The organism is Thiomonas sp. DCM-2, from assembly GCF_056820905.1.
This window is the reverse complement of record NZ_CM165962.1, coordinates 2,749,647-2,769,455: the sequence shown is the minus strand read 5'-3', so window position 1 is coordinate 2,769,455 and position 19,809 is coordinate 2,749,647. Positions and strand designations below refer to the sequence as shown.

Genomic DNA, 19,809 nt, shown 5'->3' with positions numbered 1-19,809 from the left:
AGGTGTTCAGGCTTCTGCGTTCGCTAAGTTTCCCAGGCCAGGTATTGTTCGGCGGTCGAAACGTTCTTGGCTGCGACGCTCATGGCATGTGTGGTTGGTGGGGCGGGCGGGGCAAAGTGTGGGCGCTGTGATGGCTCGCAGGGCATGTTCAGCCGTCGCGCTTGTAGGTGAGGTTGGTGATCTGCTCCGAGATCAGGCCGATGAGAAACACGATCACACTGGCCGACAGCAGCAGCGCGCTCATGTTGGTGAACCGCCCTTCGGTGTGGAAGGTGTAGCCATACCAGCCCAGACCGAGCAGAAAAAACGCCGCCGATACCGGCGCGAAGAGCTTGAGCGGTGAGTACAGCGTGGCAATCTTGAAAATGATCAGCAGAAAGCGCACGCCATCGCGCAGCGGGCGGATGTGACTTTTGCCGATGCGCTTGTGCGCGGTGATGGGTACATAGGCCACGGGGTAGGCGCTGCGGAAGAACGCCATGGTGCTGGTGGTGGGGTAGGAGAAACCGTTGGGCAGCAGGTGGATGAATTCGCGGAACTTGTCGGCGCGCACGGCGCGAAAGCCGCTGGTGAGATCGAGCACGGGGTGGTTGGTCATCCAGGAGGCGAGGCGGTTATACAGGCCGTTGGCCAGGCCGCGCCCCATGCTGGCCTGCGAGCCATCGCCGCGCGCACCCACGGCCATGTCGTAGCCCGCATCGAGCTGGGCGAGCAGGCGAGGAATGTCGGCAGGGTCGTGCTGGCCATCCGCATCCATGAACACCAGCACCTCGCCCTGCGCAGCGCGCGCGCCGGTCTTGATGGCGGCGCCGTTGCCCATGCCATAGGGTTTGCTGATGACCCGCGCTCCGGCCTGCGCAGCCACTTCAGCCGTGGCATCTGTGGACCCGTCGTTCACCACGATGATCTCGGCCTGTGCATAGCGCGCGCGGATCTTCTCCACTGTTTGCGCCACGGCACCAGCCTCGTTGCGTGCGGGCAGGATGATGGAAAGATGCATGGGGGTCAGGTCTAGCTTTGTAGCAAATGCTTCGAAGCTAGACCTGACCCCACCGAAGTTAGTCATCGCGGTCATGGCGTGCGGCGGGGTGGACAAAGCGACTCATTGTGCTGCACCCTTGGTGGCCTTGGCTGCAATCTCTTCTGCCAGTACCTTGCGCAGGTGCAACTCGCTGTCCTGGTAGAAGCCCACATGCCGCAGCCAGCGCTGGTGCAGTGCGGCCATGCTCCAGCCTTGAATGTGCGTGAGCGGCGAGGGCACGGCATTGAGCAAGTCGAGCGCCTTTTGCGGATGCCCGGCGCTGGCGAGTTCCACCGCGAAGCGAAGCCGCGCGCCCACCGGAGAATCGGGCAGGCGCAAGGCCTGCAGGTCGAGGGCGTAGGCCGCCTGCAGCTCTCCCGCAGCGAGAGCGGTCAGCGCCTCGCGGTGCAGCAGGTCGCGACGGACGCTGGTCTGCATCGACTGCGGGTTGCGCAGCGCAGCAGTGAGCAGGCTCTGACCGAAGTCATGGCCGAACGCGGTGCAGTTGCTCTGGCCATCGAGCAGTTTTCCGAACTGGTATTGGGTGACGTTGTCCGCCAGATTCGCGCTGGCCGCTGCGCGCAGCAGGCTGGCGCGCAATCCCTGAGGCGCTTCGCCCTGCGCGCAGGCCACACCAGCGCGGTTGATCAGCACAATCAGGCTGTGCGGGTGCTCGCTCAGCGCTGCATCGAGCAGACGTGCAGATTCGGGCAGATTGCCAACCGCGCTCCAGAAATTCGCCAGATAGCTCTGCGCCCGTGGCGAATCCGGGTGCTCTCGCGCCCACACGAGCGCCTGCTGAAAGGGCTTGCCCCAGACATCGGCCCGGCGTGCCGTTTGCAGGGCGAACAATGCAAGCAGGGCGATGGCAAACCAGACCGGCCAGCGTCTTGGGGTCAGGTCTAGCTTTGGAGCATTTGCAACAAAGCTAGACCTGACCCCCATCAGGCCAACCAGGCCGATGGCCAGCGGCAGGAACATCAGCCCGGCCGGCAGGTAGTTGCGATGCTCGAAGGCGAGTTCGAGCTGCAGCCAGGTGCTTTCCATGACTTGGCCCGCCAGGTAGAAGCCCACGGCCACGCCGGCTGCGGCCACCACCGGATGCCGCGCCCAGCGCGACAGCGCGACAAAGGCGATGAGCGCCAGGATGCCGAGCACCGCGAACAGGGTGGACAGCGGGTGCAGCAGGCCGGTGGACAGGCGGATGTCGTCGTGAAACAGTCCGCCATCGTGGGGGCGGGCCAGCCAGATGTCGCCGATGTATGTCCAGACGATGCGGCTTTCGGTCAGCAGGCGCTGCAGCGGCGTGAAGTCGCGCCCGGCGGTGGCGCCTGTCCACAGGCCCGGCAGGAAGGTGGCCAGATAGCCCAGCACCGCCAGCGCCGGCAGGCGGATGAACACCCAGCGCCAGACGAGGAAGGCGCGCCCGCCTTGCTCCAGCGCGGTGTGCTTGCGGTCGAACACCAGTGCCTCGAGCACCCAGGCCAGCAGCGGCAGCAGTGCGCCGTTTTCCTTGGACAGCACCGCGAGCAGCGTACCCAGCGCCAGCGACAGGCTCATCCACGCATAGCCCGCGCGCCGGCGCCCGCTGGCGAGCAGCGCGCGGCCATGGGCATAGCCCCACAGCCCGGCGAACACGAAGGTCGCCGCGAGCATGGCCATGCGCTGCACCACATACAGCGTGGTGCTCACCCAGAACGGGTCGAGCAGCCACAGCCCGGCGGCCAGCACGCCGGCCCATGCCGCAGGCCGCCGCGCCAGACCCAGTGCCCGTGCCACTGCCGCGCTCAGCCCGGCGAGCAGCGCGCCGTTGATCATGTGGATGGCGACGTTGGTCAGCTTGAACGCCTCGGGAGATGCCGGCCAGTTGCGCGCGTCGAGCAGAAAGGTTGCCAGCGCCAGCGGCCGTCCGGTCGGCCCGGCAAAGCCCGAGGTGAGAAACGCCACGACCTTCCACCAGGTGTCGATCCGGCCGTAGTCGCCCAACGTGGCCAGGTTGGAAAAGTCGTCGAACAGGAAGGGGCCGGTACGTCCCGGCCAGTAGATCCCCCAGGTGAGCAGCAGCACGGCAGCCAGTGCGAGCAGGGGTAGGGTGCGGCGGCGCAAGGAGAGGGTTTGGGCTTGCATGGTGTCAGCGCTCCCTCTCGGCCGTCTTTCCCGCCAGCGGGGAAGGGGCCGCGCGATGCGCCTGCTCGGCGCGCGTGGCGGCCTCCTTGTGTGCCAGCTCTGCACGCAGTGTCGCGATCTCGGCAGTGTGAATGCCAAAGCGGTTCAGTTCGCGCATGCGGTCGAGCACATGGCCCGCATCGGCGTACAGCCCGGCGGCCCTCTGCATGATGAAGAGGTTTTTCCAATAGTCGTACTTGCCGGGGTCGAGCGCCACGGCGCGCAGCATCAGTTGATAGGCCAGGGGATAATTTTTACGGAGATTGGCCTCAAAGTTCGAGCGCAAAACAAGCAACTCAGCGCGATTTGGATTGACCAGCGAGGCGAATTCGAGTAGCCGGGATAAATCGTGAACATCGGCTGGTGAGTAATGACAGATTTTTTTGATACCGCAATCGATCAAGGCATAAATCGCGTTGACTCCTGATGAGCTGAGCGGACTGCGCGCCAGAATGCGCTGCATTCCGGCCCACCAGGTCTGTTCGATTGGGAGATGGTATTTGGCCGCCATAAAAATCAAACTTTGATATGGCGGTAAATCTGCACCGGGCAAGAGAGCCGCAACCTCGGTTTGGCGCATGGCAAGTTGAAATAATGCGCTTTGAGGATTGTTGGTCATCATCAAAAGCGCCCGCCCTAAATCGCTTGCGGCGCGCGCAGACTGCGGATGCGTTGTCGCCTCGAAATACGCCAGGCGGTACGGGTTGCCCCAGGTCTGCGCGCGAATGGCGGTGAACGCGCCATACAGCGCGATCAGCGCCGATACCAAGCCCACGGTGAGCAGCCGCAGCGTGCGGCGTCGCTCGGCATCCGGCGGGCTCCAGCTGAACAGCAGGGCAAACAGCGCGAGAAACACGCCCCAGTCCGGCAGATAGTTGCGGTGCTCGTACACCAGTTCCAGCGGCACGAAGGTGGACAGCAACGACTGCCCCGCGAACCACCACAGCACCCCGAACGCGAACAGCGGCAGGCGCTTGCGCAGCCAAAGCGCCGCAAGCAGCAATGCCGCGAGGAACGCCCAGCTCGCCGCCGTGGTCCACGGCGACAGCCAACCGGTAGACAACGCAATGTCGTCGTGATAGAGGCTGAGCGCATCCGGCGTGGGCAGCACGATCCAGCGCAGATAGTCCACCAGCACGCGGCCTTCGGTGAGCAGGCGCTCGCTCAAGGTAAACGGGCGCGCGGCATAGGCCGAGCCGTTCAGCGAGCCGGGCAGCAGCCACGCCAGGCCGAGCACGCCGGGAACGAGCAGCAGCACGAAGAAGACGGGGATCAGGGGGTGGAGACCGAATGCCCCCTCCCAACCTCCCCCACGCGTGGGGGAGGTGAGTACAACGCTGGGCGCGTCCTGCGGATTCTCCGCCCGACCTCCGCCACGGGTAGGGAAGGCGAGGCCCACGGGGAACTGGTCCGCCGAAAGCGTGCCGCGCAGCACCACCCACTCCAGCACGAAGGCGTAGGCCGGCAGCATCACCCCGGTTTCCTTCGCCAGCGCCGCAACCAAGGTGCCCAGCGCCAGGCTGCCCCAGATCCAGGCGAGCGCGCCGCGCTGCCCATTGATCAGCCGCATGCGGCCATGCCAGTACCCCAGCAGCCCGAGCAGCACGAAGGTCGCGGCCAGCGCCTCTTCGCGCTGAATCACGTACAGCACCGCGGTGAGCTGGATCGGCGCCAGCACCCAGGCCGCGGTCGCCAGCAGCGCCAGAGTTTGCCCGCCGACCAGCCAGGGCCGCTGCGCGCGCGGCTCCAGCCAGCCCAGCACCCGGCTGGAGAGCAGCCATACCAGCCAGCCGTTGAACAGATGCAGCAACACATTGGCGAGCTTCAGCGGCCACGGGTTCAGGCCGGTGAACACCATCTGCGCCGCAAAGCTGAACATCGACAGCGGTCGATCCAGCGGCCCCGCGTTGGCACTCCAGAGCGCATGCCAGAAGTGGGCCTGCAGCGCGCCCTGCGCAAACGCCGGGTTGTCCACCAGATTGCCAAAATCGTCGAACACATACCCCCCGGCCAGACCCGGCCAATAGACCAGCAGGCCGAGCGCGAGGATGAGGAGAAGAAAACCCTTGGGGGTCAGGTCTAGCTTCATAGCATGCGGCTTGCCTTGTGGCGGCGCACCACACGTCCCACGGTTGTGAAATGCACGCCGAAATGCGCGGCGATCTGGGTGTAGCTGTAGTGACCGGTCGCGTGCGCGGCGGCGATGGCGGCGTCGCGGTCGGCATGTGCGGCGGCAATTTCCGCCAGTGGTGCAGCAGGCGCGCGGCGTTGTGCCTTGGGAACCTGGAGCGCCGGCTCCCCCTTGGCCTTCGACAGCATGCGCGCGACAAAGCCCGCATCGCCCAGATACACCTGCCCCTGCAGTTTGTCCCAAAGCGGCGGCGCCTTGATGCCCTCGGCGACGAACTGCGCAAAGGCGCGCATCGCCTCTGCTCGCGCGGTGCCAAATGGGGACAGCAAGGCATCGGTCGTCAGCCAGCGCGGCGGTTCCACCTGCCCCGTCATCGCGCCGTAGCTGCTCCACGGCCAATCCTGCGGCAGGCGAACCATGCCAGCGCGCACCGGATTGAGCACTACATAGCGCGCCACTGCGAGCAAATAATTGTCGCGATCCACCAGAATCGCCTTGTAGCGGCCCTGAAACACATGCCCCACGCGGCCGTGTTTGCGATTGCTGCGCTGGGTAAATACCCCATTGAGTTGTCGCATGCCCGCAGACAGATTGCCGTCCGGGGTTTCCACCAGCAGGTGATAGTGATTGCTCATCAGGCAGTAGGCATGCACCTGCCAGTTGAAGTCAGCCACCGCATCGCCCAGAATGTCCAGAAACAGGTGGCGATCGGAGTCATCCTCATAAATCGCTTCCCGCCGGTCGCCACGCGCGGTGATGTGATAGAGCGCATGTGGAAATTCGAGGCGGAGAGGGCGGGACATGAGCCGAGTCTAAGCAAAGAATGGGGTCAGGTCTAGCCTTGTAGCAAAAGGGCACGAAAAACCCGCAACTCTGTTGCTCTGTTGAACACCGTGTCGTAGCAGCATGCTATAAAGCTAGACCTGACCCCAATTTATTCCAGCCAATTTTCCAAACGCAGCCCGTCGATGCGAGAAAACTCCCGTACGTTTGCTGTCACCAGAATGAGGTTTTCGCACAGCGCATGTGCAGCAATGAACAGATCGTTCGGGCCGATGGGCGTGCCGACCTGTTCCAGTGCATGGCGCAACTGCGCATAAATCGCATCCACTGGCGTCTCCAGGGGCAGAATGTCCATTGCGCAGAGCACGTCCTCCACCTGCTTGATCAGGCGCGGCGACGCGCTTTTTGCGGCGCCGAATCGCAGTTCCGCGCTCACCACCACCGAGGTGCAGACCTGAGACTCACCGACCCTGGCAATCGCCTGCGCAACGATGCCGCGCGGACGCCGCACCAAATCGGACAGCACGTTGGTGTCCAGCAAGTAACGCCATCGCGCGGTCACAGCGAGACGTCATCCGTGGGTTGCAGACCGACATCCACATCGGGGAAATCCGCGTCCAGATCCGGCAATTCGGCCAGTACGGCCAGCAGGCCCTTTTGCGTGACCGGCTCGATGATCAGGCGCGCGCCTTCGCGGCGCATGACAGCCTCGCGCCCCTTCAATTCAAACTCGCGCGGAATGCGCACGGCCTGATTGCGCCCGTTGCGGAAAAGACGGACGTGGCGTTCAGCAGGGTTCATGATCAGGCCTCCGGGATTGTTGAAGCATAGGCCAAGCATAGGTCAGGGAGTGATCGAGGTCAATGCGCCGACCGGGTCAGCAGGCGATCCACCCGAGCACCGAGCGCATCGCCCTTGGAACGCATCAGCACCTCGGTTCGCTGCGGGGGGGGCGGGTGAGGAGGGCGGCGTGAGGTCGGTCAGATGCTATGAAGCTAGACCTGACCCCGGTCGCAGGCAGCCCGCCTGCGCTCATCCCCGGCATGAAACGGAATCAATCCACTTGCCACCGCATCAAGGATGACCATTTCCACCACGGAGCCATCGTCGGCGTAGCTGAGGTTCACGTTCCAGTCCTGAGACGTTTCACGCACGATGGGTTTATCTGAAAAGCGCAGAACAAGAATATCGTCTTGTGGGTGATAGACGGCTTTCATTTTTCAGTTTCCCAGGCAAAGTGATGCATCACGGTTTTCACGACCAAGGTGCCATCGCGCGCTACGGCATCGCACAGCAGATTGTCCGAACGGCCAGAAACCTGTTTGGCGATCCAGACTCGGCGCTCATCCTGATGTCGGACCTCGCCAGTTTCGATGATCTCCAGCAGCAAGTCGAGGCTGATGTGCCGTTCCTGCATACGTTGCTGGGCGTGGAGGGTTGTCACCACTTGGCAATTGAAGCGCGGGCTGAATGCCATGGCGACAGGCAGGCAGTCCGAAACGAACGTCTTCATATCAGTATAGGCCTGCTGCAGAGCGCGGAGTTTCCCGCAATGAAAAAACCCGCCTCGCGGCGGGTTTCGGGGTGAAGCGTGAAAAGCGGGGTGGGGTGGTATGGAGCTAGACCTGACCCCATTCTTCTCATTCTTCTATCATTTATCGGCAAGACGTAGGGAGATACTTGGCAGCTACCCCATTTGTAGATCCAGTTGCGCAGGTCCACTTGATTGCACCACCAGTACCATTCGTCGAAGGAGTGAGAGCCAGAGTCTTGCTTCCAATTGCTGAGTTCGCTTTGTTGCCATAGGTGACGGTAATCACGCCCTTTGTACCAATTCCAACGCTTGATACATAATTACCTGACTGGGTCGTGTAGCCGGCGGTCGAGTTGTCGCCTGGGAAAGTACCTTTGGTTTGTTCATATTCCGAGACGACCGTTTTCGCTCCATCCGCCAGCGACAAGCCCTCCGACACCTGCGCCCGAATCGTGTAATCCTGATACGCCGGAATCGCAATCGCCGCCAAAATACCAATGATCGCCACGACGATCATCAACTCGATCAGCGTGAAACCCTGTTGCAGTTGCTTTTTCATTTGAAAACTCCTGAGAGTGGAAAGTAGAAACTCGGTAAACCAGAACGGTTGGGTAAAAGATCCGCAGCCCGAAGGCGGTGTGAAGCCTGGAGATGCTTGGCCCCGAGCTGCGGTGGACTGACATCACCCCCCGATGGGCAGGAGAGATAGAGCAACCGCCGTGCCAGCCTGCTTGCACTGAGATTCTTTGAACTGGTTCACGAAAATAGGGCCATCTGCCCCATCAGCAGCCGACAATCCTTGCCGCCCCTGCCAATTTTTGTCAGCCCGGTGCGGGAATTGGCAGATTCAGCGCATGCAGTGCGGTTTGTGAATGCGCCCTTACATCGGTACTACAGGTAAGAATTTAGCGAACAAAGAAAATGTGTCGATGTCAACAGCCACCCTCACGTCCAAAGGACAGACCACCATTCCCAAAGACATTCGGGATGCCCTCGGTCTGAAACCGAAGGATCGGATTCACTACACCCCATGCCCGATGGCACCGTGATCATGCGGGCCAAGACGCGCAGTATCGTGGAATTAAAAGGGGTGTTGCACGACCCCGAACGCAAGCCGTTGACCATCGAACAGATGCAGGCCTGGCGCTGATGCAAGGGCTCGACACCCATGTGCTGGTGCGCTACGCGTTGGCTGACGATCCGGAGCAAACCGCAGTGGCGCAGTCCATGATGCAGCAGGCCGCAGCGAGCGGCGAGCCTGTTCTGGTGAGCCTGCTGACGATTCTGGAGACAGAATGGGTGTTGCGTCGTGCGGCAAAGGTTGGAAAACCAGCCTTGATTGGCATGTTCAAAAATCTGCTTGAGTGTGGGGACATCCTGATTGAAAACGAGAACGCCCTGGAGCAGGCGCTGAGTGATTACCAAGACGGATTGGCAGACTTTGCGGATTGCCTGATGGCGGCGCGCTATCAGCAGCTGGGTTGTTCCACGATGCTGACCTTCGACGCCAAGGCCGCGCGCCTCCCGGTGTGTACCCGGCTGTAAGCGCAGCGGGCCGGGTTCAACTGCACGAGGTGGGCAGATACGCGCGCGGCACACCATTGGCCGCGGCAGCGCCACCGGGCGCGGTGGTGCAATTCCACACCAGCGAGCCGCCGCTCCCAAAGTAGCCGGAAAGGAAAAGCTGTTTGCCTTGGATCGGATTTGCGGCACCTTTGCCATAGGTGATGGTGATCAGGCCGTTCGCAGAGGTGACGCTGCTGACATAGTTGCCGCTCAAGGTTTCCAGCCCCATCGATGTGGCGCCGGCCGGGTAATGCCCGTGACTGGTGTAGAAGTCCCAGTTGGCGGTTTTGGCGGTTGCTGCGAGGTTAAGCCCCTCCGCAACCTGCGCGCGGATGGTGTAGTTCTGATACGCCGGAATGGCAATGGCGGCCAGAATGCCGATGATGGCCACCACGATCATCAACTCGATGAGGGTGAACCCGCGTTGGACGGAAGTGCGCATGGTGGATCTCGACAGGGTGCAGCGCGTTTGGCCTGGGAGACGGCGGGACGGACGGCTTTGTAAACAATCGTGATTTTTGCTCTGCAATCCACAGGCCAGCGGTGCGCGCCGCAACAAGGAGCGGATTGTGTGAACTGTTTCACGGTTTTTGCTGCAGCCCTGGTCGCACCGTGACGGTTTGGGGCTGGGAATGGACGATTTTTGTCAGCGCGCCGGATGGGGGTGACGCTTTTTCGCAGATGCGCGCTGGCGGCTCAGGGTTGGCGGGTCTGGGGCACAATCGCCCCGAACATCAACTGGAGGAACACGGCGATGCAACTCATCGACTCCATCGTGGCCGAGGCCGCTGCGCTCACTGCGCTGCGGCGCGATCTGCACGCGCATCCTGAACTGTGCTTCGAGGAGCAGCGCACTTCCGACGTGGTGGCCGCGCAGCTCGCGGCCTGGGGCGTGGAGGTGCACCGCGGCCTGGGCAAGACGGGCGTCGTGGGGGTGATTCAGGGGCGGGACGGCGGCAGGAATGGCCGCATGATCGGCCTGCGCGCCGATTTCGACGCCCTGCCGGTGACCGAATACAACACCTTCGCCCACGCCAGCCAGCACCCCGGCAAGATGCACGCCTGCGGCCACGACGGCCACACCGCCATGCTGCTGGCCGCCGCGCAGCATCTGGCCAAGACGCGCGATTTCGATGGCACGGTGGTGTGCATCTTCCAGCCAGCCGAAGAAGGCGGCGGCGGCGCGCGCGAGATGATCAAGGACGGGCTGTTTGCGCGCTTTCCGGTGCAGGCAGTGTTTGGCATGCACAACTGGCCGGGCATTCCGGCAGGGCAGTTTGCGGTGAAGACCGGGCCGGTGATGGCGTCGAGCAACGAGTTCCACATCCGGCTCACCGGCAAGGGGGCGCATGCGGCCATGCCGCACCTGGGCATCGACCCGGTGCCTGCGGCCTGCCAGATGGTCCAGGCGTTCCAGACCATCGTCACCCGCAACCGCGCGCCGCTGGAGCCCGCAGTGCTCTCGGTGACCATGATCCACACCGGCGAGGCGACCAATGTGATTCCCGAAACGGCGGAGATCCAGGGCACGGTGCGCACCTTCAGCACCGACATGCTCGACCTGATCGAGGCCCGCATGCGCGACATCGCCACGCACACTGCGGCTGCATTCGGCGTGCGCTCTGAGTTTGCGTTCAAGCGCAACTACCCGCCGACCATCAACCACCCCGCCGAGGCCGAATTCGCCCGGGGGGTGATGGTGGACATGGTGGGCGCGGAGGCGGTGCAGGAGTTCGTGCCGTCGATGGGCGCGGAGGATTTTTCCTTCATGCTGCAGGAGAAACCCGGGGCGTATCTGATCATTGGCAACGGCGACGGCGACCACCGCACGCCCGGCCACGGCGAGGGCCCGTGCACCCTGCACAACCCGACCTACGACTTCAACGACGACCTCATTCCCCTGGGCGGCAGCTTCTGGGTGCGGCTGGCGCGGGCCTGGCTGGCGAAGGCGTGAGGCGTTCTGGGGCCCCCTCCCAACCTCCCCCACACGTGGGGGAGGAGAAGTCGGCGCAATGCGAACACTGCGGATGCCCCTCCCAACCTCCCCCACACGTGGGGGAGGAGAAGTCGGCGCAATGCGAACACTGCGGATGCCCCTCCCAACCTCCCCCACACGTGGGGGAGGAGAAGTCGGCGCAATGCGAACACTGCGGATGCCCCTCCCAACCTCCCCCACGTGTGGGGGAGGAGAAGTCAGCGCAATGCGAACACTGCGGATGCCCGTCCCAACCTCCTCCACGGGGTGGGGGAGGCGAGAACGGTTCGCCGGGTGTCGAGGTTACGGCTCCGCCTGCGCGCAGGTCTTGACCACCTGGCCACCAAGCTGGCCCGAGACGCTGCCGAGGGTCTTCACCTGTTGCGGGGTGAGTGCGGGCAGACGCAGGACGACGCGGTTCAGGCCGGCATTGCGCTGCACCACTTTCGCGCCCTGAACGCCCTGCTTTCTGACCAGTTGCAACTGGTCCTGCGCGGCGGCTTCGCTGCTGAACACGCCCAGCGAAATGCCCGGCTCGTAACGCGGCCGGTCGGCCACCGGTGCGTACACCTTGACCTTGCCTTGCTGGGCGAGCTGGTCGAGCGCACTGCGCATCGCGTCCTGGCTGGGGAAGGGGCCAAGCAGCACCATCCATTGTCCGGGCACGGGGCTGGTGTGGGCCTCGGCCTGAAGCCCGGCCTGGCTCAGGGCAGCCTGTGCCTGCGCGAGCGCCTTGGTTTCCATCGCGCCGAACGGCCCGATCTGGCGGCAGACGGTGGGCTCCGCCGCCGCAGCGACCTCGGCCCGGGACGCCGGGGCGGAGGGTCTGGCTGCGGGCGGCGGCGCGCTTGCGGGGGCGCTGGGCGCGGGCTGCGGGGCGCTGGCGGGTGTGGCCGAGGCGCTGGCCAGCGGGGTGACCTGGACCTGCTCGGGATGGATCTGCAGCGCCAGGCGCTCGGGTTCGCGCTGCGTCACCGGCCCCAGCCCGGCACCCGCCATCCACCCCTGTGACCAGGCGAAGAACACGAGGTTGACAAGCAAGAGGGCAAGGAGCAGGACGCGCATGAAGGGGGAGGGCGTGGGCGGGACGGCGCTATTTTGCCGCGTCGGCTGCAACGGCCGCAGCGAGCCGCAGCGAGACATCAGCGCTGAGCACGCGGCGTTCACCGTTCGCGGTGCGCACGCGCAGCGCGCCATCCGGCGCGAGGCCCAGCGCAGTGCCGCAATACAGGGTGAGCCCGCGATCCTGCACCGACACCTCCAGACCGGCCCAGGCGTGCAGCGCATCCCATTGCGTCAATGCGGCGTCGCGCTGCCGGAGGCCGCCCTGCAGCCCATCGAGCAGGGCCGGGGCCAGTGCGGCGAGCACCGCGTCGCGGTCGACGGCGAGTCCGGCGGCGTCGAGCCCGGTGGCCTGCGACTGCCCGGGCGGACTGCGCAGGTTGAGGCCGAAGCCGATCACGACCCAGCGCGTGGTGGCCGTGTCGGCCATTTCCACCAGCACGCCGCCGAGCTTGCGCCAGTTGCCCTGCACGGGAAGCAGCAGGTCGTTGGGCCACTTGAGCCGCACCGAGCTTGCTCCAAGCGCGTGCAGCGCCTGCGCCAGCCAAACGCCCACGGCAAGGCTGAGCGCGCGGATGTCGTGCTGCGGCGGAAAGGGCCAGGCAACGGAGCACAGCACGCTGGTCTGCGCGTCGTCGAGCCACACCCGGCCCTGCCGCCCGCGCCCGGCGGTCTGCTGACGGGTGGCCAGCAGGGTGGGGCTGTCGAGCTGGCCGGAGCGCGCGGCGGCCAGCAGGTCTGCGTTGGTGGAGCCGGTGCGCTCCACCCAGCGCACCGCGCAGGCGGGGTGGGTGCGCGAGAGCCGGGCGCGCAGCGGGACGAGTGGATCGGCGCCCCCTCCCCAACCTTCCCCACCAGCGGGGAGATCGCGGGGTGATGCGTCTGGTGTCGGCAAGGCGGGGCAGGGGTGACACGCTGCCTTCACCTCCGCCACCCTTGGGGGAAGTTGAAAGGGGGTATCCCCAGCGCCCGCTTGACGCTGATTTCTCTTCTCCCGCGCGTGGGGGAGGTTGGGAGGGGCATCCGCAGTGTTCGCATTGCGCTGACTTCTCCTCCCCCACGTGTGGGGGAGGTTGGGAGGGGGAAAGGCATACCCCTGAACACGTTCCCGCAGCGCATCCACGATGGTGAGCAGCACGCCTTCGGTGTTGGCGAGCACCTCGTTGTTCCAGAACCGCAGCACGGCATAGCCCTGAGTGCGCAGCGCACCATCGCGTTGCAGATCGCCGGGGTTGGCGTTGTGCTGACCGCCATCCAGCTCGATGATCAGGCGCGCCTGGGGGCAGAGGAAATGGACGATATAGGGCCCGATGGGTGCCTGGCGACGGAATTTGACGCCGAGCTGCTGGTTGCGCAGGCGGTTCCACAGCAGCCGTTCGGCTTCGGTCAGGTTGCGCCGCAGTTCGCGGGCGCGCTGGATGGACGCTTGAAACATCGGCAAGGAGCGGCGGCGGTCAGGCAGGGGTGGGCTTCAGAGGCGGGGTTTCACTGGCGGGGCAGGCTCCCCACCCCAGCCCTCCCCACCCGTGGGGAGGGAGCACATTCCTCACCCACGGCGCGGGGGATGTCATGCCTTCGCGCTCCGCTTGCGCGTCTTGGGGGCGAGCAGGGTGCCGCGGCAGTTGGGTGCGCCGCAGCGGCAGGCGTAGTCGCGCTTGAGTTTGGCGGTGTAGCGGGCGTCGAGTTCGAGGGCGTAGTCGAAGAACAGTTCTTCGCCCGGGGCGATGTCGCGCAGGGCATCGATGTAGACGCGATGACCGATCTGCTGCGCCTCGCAGTTGGGGGCGCAGGAGTGGTTGATCCAGCGGGCGCTGTTGCCCTGCACGCCGCCGTCGATCACGGTGGCGTCGCCCAGCGAGAAGTAGAAGGTGTGATTGGGCTGGGCGGGATCGTGCGGATGGCGGCGCAGGGCCTCGGGCCAGTCGATGCGCTCGCCCTTGTACTCCAGCAGACGCTGCCCGGCGCGGATGGGACGGCGTGCAAACACCCCGCGACCGTGGATGGGCGAATCCTGCACCTGGGTGTAGGGGCCGCTGTCGGGAATGGTGGCGCGGACAGGGGGGCTTTTGGGCATGGGTTGACTGCGCAGGATGAGGGGAATGCGCGACGGCGCAGAAACTCGGTAAAGTAAAAAAAGGAACGCGAGAGGTCGAGGAGACAAGTTGCCCGCCATCGTTCCCTGTTTGGCAACGACAAAAACATTCTAGGAGTCTGTCGGGCTTGGGGCGCGGATGGCGAAAAAGGGCTGTGGGGATGCGATGTGGCGGCGGATTCGCCGCCCCATGGTGGGTGCCATGGGGCAAGAAGCCGCTGCCGCAGCGCGCCGCACAGCCATTTTGCAGCCCGCGATTCCCAAGCCCGACAGACTCCTAGGGAGCCCGATCATGAATCCACAACGCCGTACGCACTTGAAATGGTTTGCCGCAGCGCTGGCTGCGGCGTCTGCGCCAGTCTGGGCGCAGAGCGTGGCCGAGCAGGCTGGTGCGCTGGAGAAGAAAGACAAGAAGGCGGTGCCGTTACCCAAGGAAGGCAGCCTGTTTCCGTTGCCACCTGCAGTGGAGTTGATCGATGGCAAGACCTTGCAGACCAAGGACTGGGCGGGCAAGGTGGTGGTGCTGGAGTACTGGGCCACCTGGTGCCCGTTCTGCGCGCGGCAGATGCCGCATGTCGAGGCGCTCTATCAAAAGGAGCATCACCGCGGGCTGGAGGTGCTGGCGCTGTCCATCGACAAGAAGGCAGCCGACATCCCGCCGTTTCTCTCAAGAGAACGCCGGGCCGCCCCAAGTTCTCTTGACCCCCATGGGGGGCGGGTCGGCGTGCCGACCCAGGGGGCGCACACCACCAAAAACTACACCTTCCCAGTGGCGTGGCTGTCGCCCGCGCTGGCCAAGGTGCTTCCCAAACCTGCAGGTCTGCCGGTCACCATCGTCATTGGCCGCGACGGCCGGGTGAAGCTGGCCGAGTCGGGCGAGATGTTCGCCGAAGACCTCGCGGGCATCGCCAAATTTCTTTGATTGCATCCATCCATGAGCAAAAGCGACGCTTCCACCAAAACCCTGGTCATCGCCGAAAAGCCCAGCGTGGCACAGGACATCGTGCGCGCGCTCACGCCGCAGTCGGGCAAGTTCGAAAAGCATGATGAGTATTTCGAGAATGCGCAGTACGTCGTCACGTCGGCGGTGGGCCATCTGGTGGAGATCAAGGCCCCGGACGAGTTCGAGGTCAAGCGTGGCAAGTGGAGCTTTGCCAATCTGCCGGTGATTCCGCCGCATTTCGACCTGAACCCCATCGAGAAGACCAAGAGCCGCCTGGCTGCCGTGGTGAAGCAGCTCAAGCGCAAGGACGTGACCGCCGTGGTGAACGCCTGCGACGCGGGGCGCGAGGGCGAACTGATTTTCCGCCTCATCCTGCAATACGCCGAGGGCAAGAAGGCGCTGGACAAGCCGGTGCAGCGGCTGTGGCTGCAGTCGATGACCCCGCAGGCCATCCGCGAGGGCTTCGAGCGTCTGCGCGGCGAGGCCGACATGCGGCCGCTGGCCGACGCCGCGCGCAGCCGCAGCGAGGCCGACTGGCTGGTGGGCATCAACGGCACGCGGGCGATGACCGCATTCAACTCCAAGGACGGCGGCTTTTTTCTCACCCCGGTGGGCCGGGTGCAGACGCCCACGCTGTCCATCGTGGTCACGCGCGAGGAACAGATCCGCAAGCACGTCGCCCGCGATTACTTCGAGGTGCATGCCCAGTTCGGCGCACCTGCTGGCCACTATGCCGGCAAGTGGTTCGACCCGCAGTTCAAACGTGGCGACGATGCCGATGCCCGCGCCGACCGTCTGTGGGACAGGGCGCGCGCCGAGGCCATCGTGGCGGCGTGCAGCGGACAGCCTGCGGTGGTGCGGGACGAATCCAAGCCGTCCACCCAGCTCTCGCCCGCGTTGTTCGACCTCACCTCCTTGCAGCGCGAGGCCAACGGCCGTTTCGGCTTTTCCGCCAAGACCACGCTCGGGCTGGCGCAGGCGCTGTACGAAAAGCACAAGGCGCTGACCTACCCGCGAACCGACTCGCGCTTTCTGCCCGAGGACTATCTCGCCGTGGCGCGGCAGACCGCGCAGGCGCTGATCGATGCGGGCGGCAGCATGGCGCCGCACGCCCGCCGCGCGCTGGAGGCCGACTACATTCGCCCCAACAGGCGCGTGTTCGACAACACCAAGGTGTCGGATCACTTTGCCATCATCCCCACCACCCAGACGCCCGGATCGCTGACCGAGGCCGAGGCCAAGATCTACGACCTGGTGGCGCGGCGCTTCCTCGCGGTGTTCTTCCCGGCGGCTGAATATCTGGTGACCACCCGCATCAGCACCGTGGCGCAGCACCCGTTCAAGACCGAGGGCAAGATTCTGGTCAAGCCCGGCTGGCTGGAAATCTATGGCAAGGAAGAGCAGGGCGCAGACGCCAATCTGCCGCTGGTGGCCGAAGGCGACGCGGTACAGGCCGAGACGGTGGAGATCAAGGCGCTCAAGACCCGCCCGCCCGCCCGCTACACCGAGGCGACGCTGCTGGGCGCGATGGAAAACGCCGGCAAGCTGGTGGAAGACGAGGAACTGGCCGAGGCCATGTCGGGCAAGGGCCTGGGCACGCCCGCCACCCGCGCCGCCACCATCGAAGGCTTGCTGGCCGAGGCCTATATGGTGCGCGAAGGCCGCGAACTCATTCCCACCGCCAAGGCCTTTCAGCTCATGACCCTGCTGCGCGGCCTGCAGGTGGAAGAGCTGACCAAGCCCGAACTCACCGGCGGCTGGGAGCACAAGCTGGCGCAGATGGAGCGCGGCCAGCTCTCGCGCGAAGCCTTCATGCGCGACATTGCCGGCATGACCGAAACCATCGTGCGCCGCGCCAAGGAGTTCGACCGCGACACCGTGCCCGGCGACTACGCCACGCTGCAGACGCCCTGCCCGAACTGCGGCGGCGTGGTGAAGGAGAACTATCACCGATACGCCTGCACCCAGTGCGATTTTTCCATCGGCAAACACCCGGGCGGACGCAGTTTCGAGCTGGCCGAGGTGGAGCAACTGCTGCGCGACAAGCACCTGGGTCCGCTCACCGGCTTTCGCAGCAAGATGGGACGGCCGTTCGCCGCCGAGCTCAAGCTGGTGCAGGAAGACGGCAAGGGCCAGTGGAAGCTCGAATTCGACTTCGGCGACAGTGCCCCGGGCCGCGACGGCGGCGAGGCGCCGGACTTCAGCACGCAGCAGCCGCTTGGCGCCTGTCCCAAGTGCGGCAGCGCGGTGTATGAGGCGGGCAGCAGCTATGTCTGCGAAAAAAGCGTGGGCCCTGCGCCGAGCTGCGATTTCCGCAGCGGCAAGATCATCCTGCAGCAGCCCATCGAGCCGGAGCAGATGCGCAAGCTGCTGGAGACCGGCCGCACCGATCTGCTCGACGGTTTTGTTTCTGCGCGCACCAGGCGCAAGTTCAAGGCGTTTCTGGTGAAGCAGGCCGGCGGCAAGATTGGTTTCGAGTTCGAGCCGCGCGCGGCCAAGGCCCCGGCGAAAAAGGCCGCAGCGAAAAAGGCGGCGGCATGACAACGTGGCGTCATGCTTGCAGTGCAAGATGCGCCGGATGATCTTCGCCTGTGCCACCCCATGACGTCCCAGACTCCCTTTGACCTGCGCTGGTTCGCCCATCGCGGCGGCGGCGATGCGGCGCCGGAAAACACCCTGGCAGCGTTCGAAACCGGCTTCCATGCCGGTTTCCGCGCCTTTGAATGCGACGTGAAGCGCAGCGCCGATGGGGTGCTGTGGCTGCTGCACGACGACACCCTCGACCGCACCACCGATGCCCGTGGCCCGGCAGCGCCGTGGCGCTGGGAGAACCTGCAACTGGTGGACGCCGGCAGTTGGCACAGTGCGCGCTTCAAGGGCGAGCCGCCGCCCAGTCTCGACGCCGTGCTCGATTTCGCCGCGCGGCGGGGTGTCTGGCTGAACCTGGAAATCAAGCCCAACCCGGGTGAGGATGCCGCAACCGGCGACGCGGTGGCGCGGCGTGCGGCGCAATGGTCGGCGGCCCATCCATCGGTGCCCGCGCCCTTGCTGTCCTCGTTTTCGCATCCGGCCCTGCTGGCGGCGCGTGCCGTGCTGGATGCGCAGCATGCCGATTTGCCCCTGGCCTTGCTGGTGGAGGCGTACAGCGCGCAGGCGCTGGCGCAGGCCGTGGCGCTGCGCGCGCAAGCGCTGCACACCGACTGGCGGCAAGTCACGCCCGACACACTTGCCGCAGTGCATGCCGCGGGGCTGAAACTGCGCGCCTACACCGTCAACCAGCGGGACGTGGCGCAGCGCCTGCTGGCCGATGGCCTCGATGGGCTGTTCACCGACCGCCTGGAGTTGCCGCGGGGCCTGTGAGCCCGTCTGTCCGGGCGGGCTGCAACAGCGCCTGCACCAGCGCCAGGCTGTAGACGCTGGCCACGGTGTGGATGAAACGGCCGAAGTCGATGTGGGCGGTGTCGTCGGCGCGGTCGGAAATGGTGCGGGCCAGGGCAAAGGGCGTGGCGTAGTCGTGGCAGACCTGCGCGACTGCGGCGCCTTCCATTTCCACCGCCAGTGCGTCGGGTAGAGACTGGCGCAGGGCCTCGCTGTCGGCGCGGGTGGAGATGAAGCGGTCGCCACTGACAATCAGGCCACGCTGCACGCGCGGCGCATGCAGGCCGAAGGCGTGGCGGGTGGCGGCGTCGATCAGCGGCGGGCATCCGGCGCCGAACACCGCTTGCGCGGCAGTGTGCAGCGCATCGGTGCTGGCGGCGTCGGCGGCGAAGCGGCTCTTTCCGGTGTCCGGCACTTGGTAGCGCGGGTAGAGCGGGCGGGCGTCGAGGTCGTGCTGCAGCAGGCTGTCGGCAATCACCACGTCGCCGACCGCTACTCCCTCACCCAGCCCGCCGGCCACGCCGGTGAACAGCAGCGCGGTGCAGCCGAATTCGACAATCAGGCTGGTGGTCGTGGCCGCCGCAGCCACCTTGCCGATGCCGCACAGCACCAGCACCACGTCCCGGCCCCACAGCGTGCCCACGGTGTATTCGCGGTTGCCATGACGAACCCGGCGCGATTGTTCCAGCGCGTCGAGCAGTCCGCGCTGCTCTTGCGCGATGGCGCTGACGATGCCCAGACGGGACGCGTTCATGAGGGGAGTCCGCCGCGGTGCAGGCGCGCGAACAAGCATGCGAATTGCAGTGTTTGTCTTGTGTCAAACGGTAAACAGTGTTGGGATTTATTCTTTCGCATCGCAAACATGAAGGAGGAGGACATCATGGGTTCAGCCTGGAACGGACTGCTGGGAACCGATTATGGGTTGTTCAGCTTGATTGGCAGCATTGTCATGCTGGGCATCGGCGTGTTTTTCATCTGGTTTTTCAACCGGAAAATTCAGCAGAGCAGCGACGAACACGCACGCGAGCTGCGCAAGGCGGGGAGCAAGCCGCCCGCCAGCAACGGCCACGCCTGAGCGCGCCCCGCGACGGCGCCCCAATCTCTCCACCCCAGCCCGCCCCGCCAGCGGAGGCAGCCGTGCCTCCCCCGCCGCGTGGG

General features: G+C 65.1%; 21 protein-coding genes. 7 read left to right on the top strand and 14 right to left on the bottom strand.

Features of this window, described 5'->3' with window-relative positions; all coding sequences use genetic code 11:
* Positions 1-148: 148 nt before the first annotated feature.
* The 9 genes from AC1ZQA_RS13455 to AC1ZQA_RS13415 all read right to left on the bottom strand — a co-directional run bounded on the left by AC1ZQA_RS13455 (position 149) and on the right by AC1ZQA_RS13415 (position 8,194).
* The gene (locus AC1ZQA_RS13455; protein ID WP_482677359.1) at positions 149-1,000 is read right to left on the bottom strand and encodes a glycosyltransferase family 2 protein; all 852 of its coding nucleotides are present in this window, start codon (positions 998-1,000) and stop codon (positions 149-151) included.
* Positions 1,001-1,102: 102 nt separating this feature from the next.
* Positions 1,103-3,148, bottom strand: a complete 2,046-nt coding sequence (locus AC1ZQA_RS13450; protein WP_482677358.1) for a hypothetical protein — start codon at positions 3,146-3,148, stop codon at positions 1,103-1,105.
* 4 nt (positions 3,149-3,152) lie between these two features.
* Positions 3,153-5,276: a tetratricopeptide repeat protein gene (locus tag AC1ZQA_RS13445; RefSeq protein WP_482677357.1), complete on the bottom strand. Its 2,124-nt coding sequence runs from the start codon at positions 5,274-5,276 to the stop codon at positions 3,153-3,155.
* Positions 5,273-6,121 (bottom strand): REP-associated tyrosine transposase, encoded by an 849-nt coding sequence (locus AC1ZQA_RS13440; protein ID WP_482677356.1) that lies wholly within the window; start codon positions 6,119-6,121, stop codon positions 5,273-5,275. The genes AC1ZQA_RS13445 and AC1ZQA_RS13440 overlap by 4 nt, the downstream gene beginning before the upstream one ends.
* Before the next feature lie 131 nt (positions 6,122-6,252).
* Positions 6,253-6,663 carry a PIN domain-containing protein gene (locus AC1ZQA_RS13435; protein ID WP_482677355.1) on the bottom strand — a complete coding sequence of 137 codons (411 nt, stop codon included), beginning with the start codon at positions 6,661-6,663 and terminating at the stop codon, positions 6,253-6,255.
* On the bottom strand, positions 6,660-6,902 hold the full coding sequence (locus tag AC1ZQA_RS13430) for an antitoxin (protein WP_482677354.1): 243 nt from the start codon (positions 6,900-6,902) through the stop codon (positions 6,660-6,662). The genes AC1ZQA_RS13435 and AC1ZQA_RS13430 overlap by 4 nt, the downstream gene beginning before the upstream one ends.
* Positions 6,903-7,096: 194 nt before the next feature.
* Complete coding sequence (locus AC1ZQA_RS13425) at positions 7,097-7,318, bottom strand: DUF2283 domain-containing protein (protein WP_482677353.1); 222 nt, start codon at positions 7,316-7,318, stop codon at positions 7,097-7,099.
* Positions 7,315-7,614 (bottom strand): DUF4258 domain-containing protein, encoded by a 300-nt coding sequence (locus tag AC1ZQA_RS13420; protein WP_482677352.1) that lies wholly within the window; start codon positions 7,612-7,614, stop codon positions 7,315-7,317. Before AC1ZQA_RS13420 ends, AC1ZQA_RS13425 begins: the two co-directional genes overlap by 4 nt.
* A 142-nt stretch (positions 7,615-7,756) precedes the next feature.
* Positions 7,757-8,194 (bottom strand): pilin, encoded by a 438-nt coding sequence (locus AC1ZQA_RS13415; RefSeq protein WP_482677351.1) that lies wholly within the window; start codon positions 8,192-8,194, stop codon positions 7,757-7,759.
* 313 nt (positions 8,195-8,507) lie between these two features.
* Between AC1ZQA_RS13415 and AC1ZQA_RS13410 the strand changes: the two genes are divergently transcribed.
* Entirely contained in the window at positions 8,508-8,684 is a 177-nt protein-coding gene (locus AC1ZQA_RS13410) for an AbrB/MazE/SpoVT family DNA-binding domain-containing protein (RefSeq protein ID WP_482677350.1), read from the top strand.
* Between the two features lie 100 nt (positions 8,685-8,784).
* Positions 8,785-9,180, top strand: coding sequence for a PIN domain-containing protein (locus AC1ZQA_RS13405; protein WP_482677349.1), 396 nt, complete (start codon positions 8,785-8,787; stop codon positions 9,178-9,180).
* A 16-nt stretch (positions 9,181-9,196) separates the two neighbouring features.
* Here AC1ZQA_RS13405 and AC1ZQA_RS13400 read toward each other — a convergent pair whose 3' ends face one another.
* Positions 9,197-9,643: a pilin gene (locus AC1ZQA_RS13400; RefSeq protein WP_482677348.1), complete on the bottom strand. Its 447-nt coding sequence runs from the start codon at positions 9,641-9,643 to the stop codon at positions 9,197-9,199.
* A gap of 312 nt (positions 9,644-9,955) precedes the next feature.
* Here AC1ZQA_RS13400 and AC1ZQA_RS13395 point away from each other — a divergent pair, with 312 nt between their 5' ends.
* Positions 9,956-11,155 (top strand): M20 aminoacylase family protein, encoded by a 1,200-nt coding sequence (locus tag AC1ZQA_RS13395; protein WP_482677347.1) that lies wholly within the window; start codon positions 9,956-9,958, stop codon positions 11,153-11,155.
* A 324-nt stretch (positions 11,156-11,479) separates the two neighbouring features.
* On the opposite strand, the gene AC1ZQA_RS13390 is transcribed toward AC1ZQA_RS13395, so the two are convergent.
* The 3 genes from AC1ZQA_RS13390 to AC1ZQA_RS13380 form a co-directional block, all read right to left on the bottom strand.
* The gene (locus AC1ZQA_RS13390; RefSeq protein ID WP_482677346.1) at positions 11,480-12,241 is read right to left on the bottom strand and encodes an SPOR domain-containing protein; all 762 of its coding nucleotides are present in this window, start codon (positions 12,239-12,241) and stop codon (positions 11,480-11,482) included.
* 28 nt (positions 12,242-12,269) lie between these two features.
* Positions 12,270-13,673, bottom strand: coding sequence for a biotin--[acetyl-CoA-carboxylase] ligase (locus AC1ZQA_RS13385; RefSeq protein ID WP_482677345.1), 1,404 nt, complete (start codon positions 13,671-13,673; stop codon positions 12,270-12,272).
* 132 nt (positions 13,674-13,805) lie between these two features.
* Complete coding sequence (locus AC1ZQA_RS13380) at positions 13,806-14,312, bottom strand: SET domain-containing protein (RefSeq protein ID WP_482677344.1); 507 nt, start codon at positions 14,310-14,312, stop codon at positions 13,806-13,808.
* A 310-nt stretch (positions 14,313-14,622) separates the two neighbouring features.
* On the opposite strand from AC1ZQA_RS13380, the gene AC1ZQA_RS13375 reads away from it, so the two are divergent.
* From AC1ZQA_RS13375 to AC1ZQA_RS13365, 3 genes are read left to right on the top strand one after another with little or no spacing between them, the layout of a single operon-like run.
* On the top strand, positions 14,623-15,252 hold the full coding sequence (locus AC1ZQA_RS13375; RefSeq protein ID WP_482677343.1) for a TlpA family protein disulfide reductase: 630 nt from the start codon (positions 14,623-14,625) through the stop codon (positions 15,250-15,252).
* 12 nt (positions 15,253-15,264) lie between these two features.
* The gene (locus AC1ZQA_RS13370; RefSeq protein ID WP_482677342.1) at positions 15,265-17,814 is read left to right on the top strand and encodes a DNA topoisomerase III; all 2,550 of its coding nucleotides are present in this window, start codon (positions 15,265-15,267) and stop codon (positions 17,812-17,814) included.
* Positions 17,815-17,874: 60 nt separating this feature from the next.
* Complete coding sequence (locus AC1ZQA_RS13365) at positions 17,875-18,633, top strand: glycerophosphodiester phosphodiesterase family protein (protein WP_482677341.1); 759 nt, start codon at positions 17,875-17,877, stop codon at positions 18,631-18,633.
* On the opposite strand, the gene AC1ZQA_RS13360 is transcribed toward AC1ZQA_RS13365, so the two are convergent.
* Positions 18,599-19,405 carry a 5'-methylthioadenosine/adenosylhomocysteine nucleosidase gene (locus AC1ZQA_RS13360; RefSeq protein WP_482677340.1) on the bottom strand — a complete coding sequence of 269 codons (807 nt, stop codon included), beginning with the start codon at positions 19,403-19,405 and terminating at the stop codon, positions 18,599-18,601. The two genes, AC1ZQA_RS13365 and AC1ZQA_RS13360, sit on opposite strands and share 35 nt — an antisense overlap.
* 126 nt (positions 19,406-19,531) lie before the next feature.
* Here AC1ZQA_RS13360 and AC1ZQA_RS13355 point away from each other — a divergent pair, with 126 nt between their 5' ends.
* Positions 19,532-19,726, top strand: coding sequence for a DUF3149 domain-containing protein (locus AC1ZQA_RS13355; RefSeq protein ID WP_482677339.1), 195 nt, complete (start codon positions 19,532-19,534; stop codon positions 19,724-19,726).
* The last annotated feature ends 83 nt before the right edge of the window (positions 19,727-19,809 follow it).

Coding starts and splice junctions, on each gene's coding strand:
- AC1ZQA_RS13355 (WP_482677339.1), top strand. CDS start 19,532: ATGGGTTCAGCCTGGAACGGACTGCTGGGAACCGATTATGGGTTGTTC.
- AC1ZQA_RS13445 (WP_482677357.1), bottom strand. CDS start 5,276: ATGAAGCTAGACCTGACCCCCAAGGGTTTTCTTCTCCTCATCCTCGCG.
- AC1ZQA_RS13425 (WP_482677353.1), bottom strand. CDS start 7,318: ATGAAAGCCGTCTATCACCCACAAGACGATATTCTTGTTCTGCGCTTT.
- AC1ZQA_RS13420 (WP_482677352.1), bottom strand. CDS start 7,614: ATGAAGACGTTCGTTTCGGACTGCCTGCCTGTCGCCATGGCATTCAGC.
- AC1ZQA_RS13370 (WP_482677342.1), top strand. CDS start 15,265: ATGAGCAAAAGCGACGCTTCCACCAAAACCCTGGTCATCGCCGAAAAG.
- AC1ZQA_RS13400 (WP_482677348.1), bottom strand. CDS start 9,643: ATGCGCACTTCCGTCCAACGCGGGTTCACCCTCATCGAGTTGATGATC.
- AC1ZQA_RS13410 (WP_482677350.1), top strand. CDS start 8,508: ATGCGCCCTTACATCGGTACTACAGGTAAGAATTTAGCGAACAAAGAA.
- AC1ZQA_RS13385 (WP_482677345.1), bottom strand. CDS start 13,673: ATGTTTCAAGCGTCCATCCAGCGCGCCCGCGAACTGCGGCGCAACCTG.
- AC1ZQA_RS13390 (WP_482677346.1), bottom strand. CDS start 12,241: ATGCGCGTCCTGCTCCTTGCCCTCTTGCTTGTCAACCTCGTGTTCTTC.
- AC1ZQA_RS13455 (WP_482677359.1), bottom strand. CDS start 1,000: ATGCATCTTTCCATCATCCTGCCCGCACGCAACGAGGCTGGTGCCGTG.
- AC1ZQA_RS13360 (WP_482677340.1), bottom strand. CDS start 19,405: ATGAACGCGTCCCGTCTGGGCATCGTCAGCGCCATCGCGCAAGAGCAG.
- AC1ZQA_RS13365 (WP_482677341.1), top strand. CDS start 17,875: ATGACGTCCCAGACTCCCTTTGACCTGCGCTGGTTCGCCCATCGCGGC.
- AC1ZQA_RS13415 (WP_482677351.1), bottom strand. CDS start 8,194: ATGAAAAAGCAACTGCAACAGGGTTTCACGCTGATCGAGTTGATGATC.
- AC1ZQA_RS13430 (WP_482677354.1), bottom strand. CDS start 6,902: ATGAACCCTGCTGAACGCCACGTCCGTCTTTTCCGCAACGGGCGCAAT.
- AC1ZQA_RS13380 (WP_482677344.1), bottom strand. CDS start 14,312: ATGCCCAAAAGCCCCCCTGTCCGCGCCACCATTCCCGACAGCGGCCCC.
- AC1ZQA_RS13395 (WP_482677347.1), top strand. CDS start 9,956: ATGCAACTCATCGACTCCATCGTGGCCGAGGCCGCTGCGCTCACTGCG.
- AC1ZQA_RS13440 (WP_482677356.1), bottom strand. CDS start 6,121: ATGTCCCGCCCTCTCCGCCTCGAATTTCCACATGCGCTCTATCACATC.
- AC1ZQA_RS13405 (WP_482677349.1), top strand. CDS start 8,785: ATGCAAGGGCTCGACACCCATGTGCTGGTGCGCTACGCGTTGGCTGAC.
- AC1ZQA_RS13450 (WP_482677358.1), bottom strand. CDS start 3,148: ATGCAAGCCCAAACCCTCTCCTTGCGCCGCCGCACCCTACCCCTGCTC.
- AC1ZQA_RS13375 (WP_482677343.1), top strand. CDS start 14,623: ATGAATCCACAACGCCGTACGCACTTGAAATGGTTTGCCGCAGCGCTG.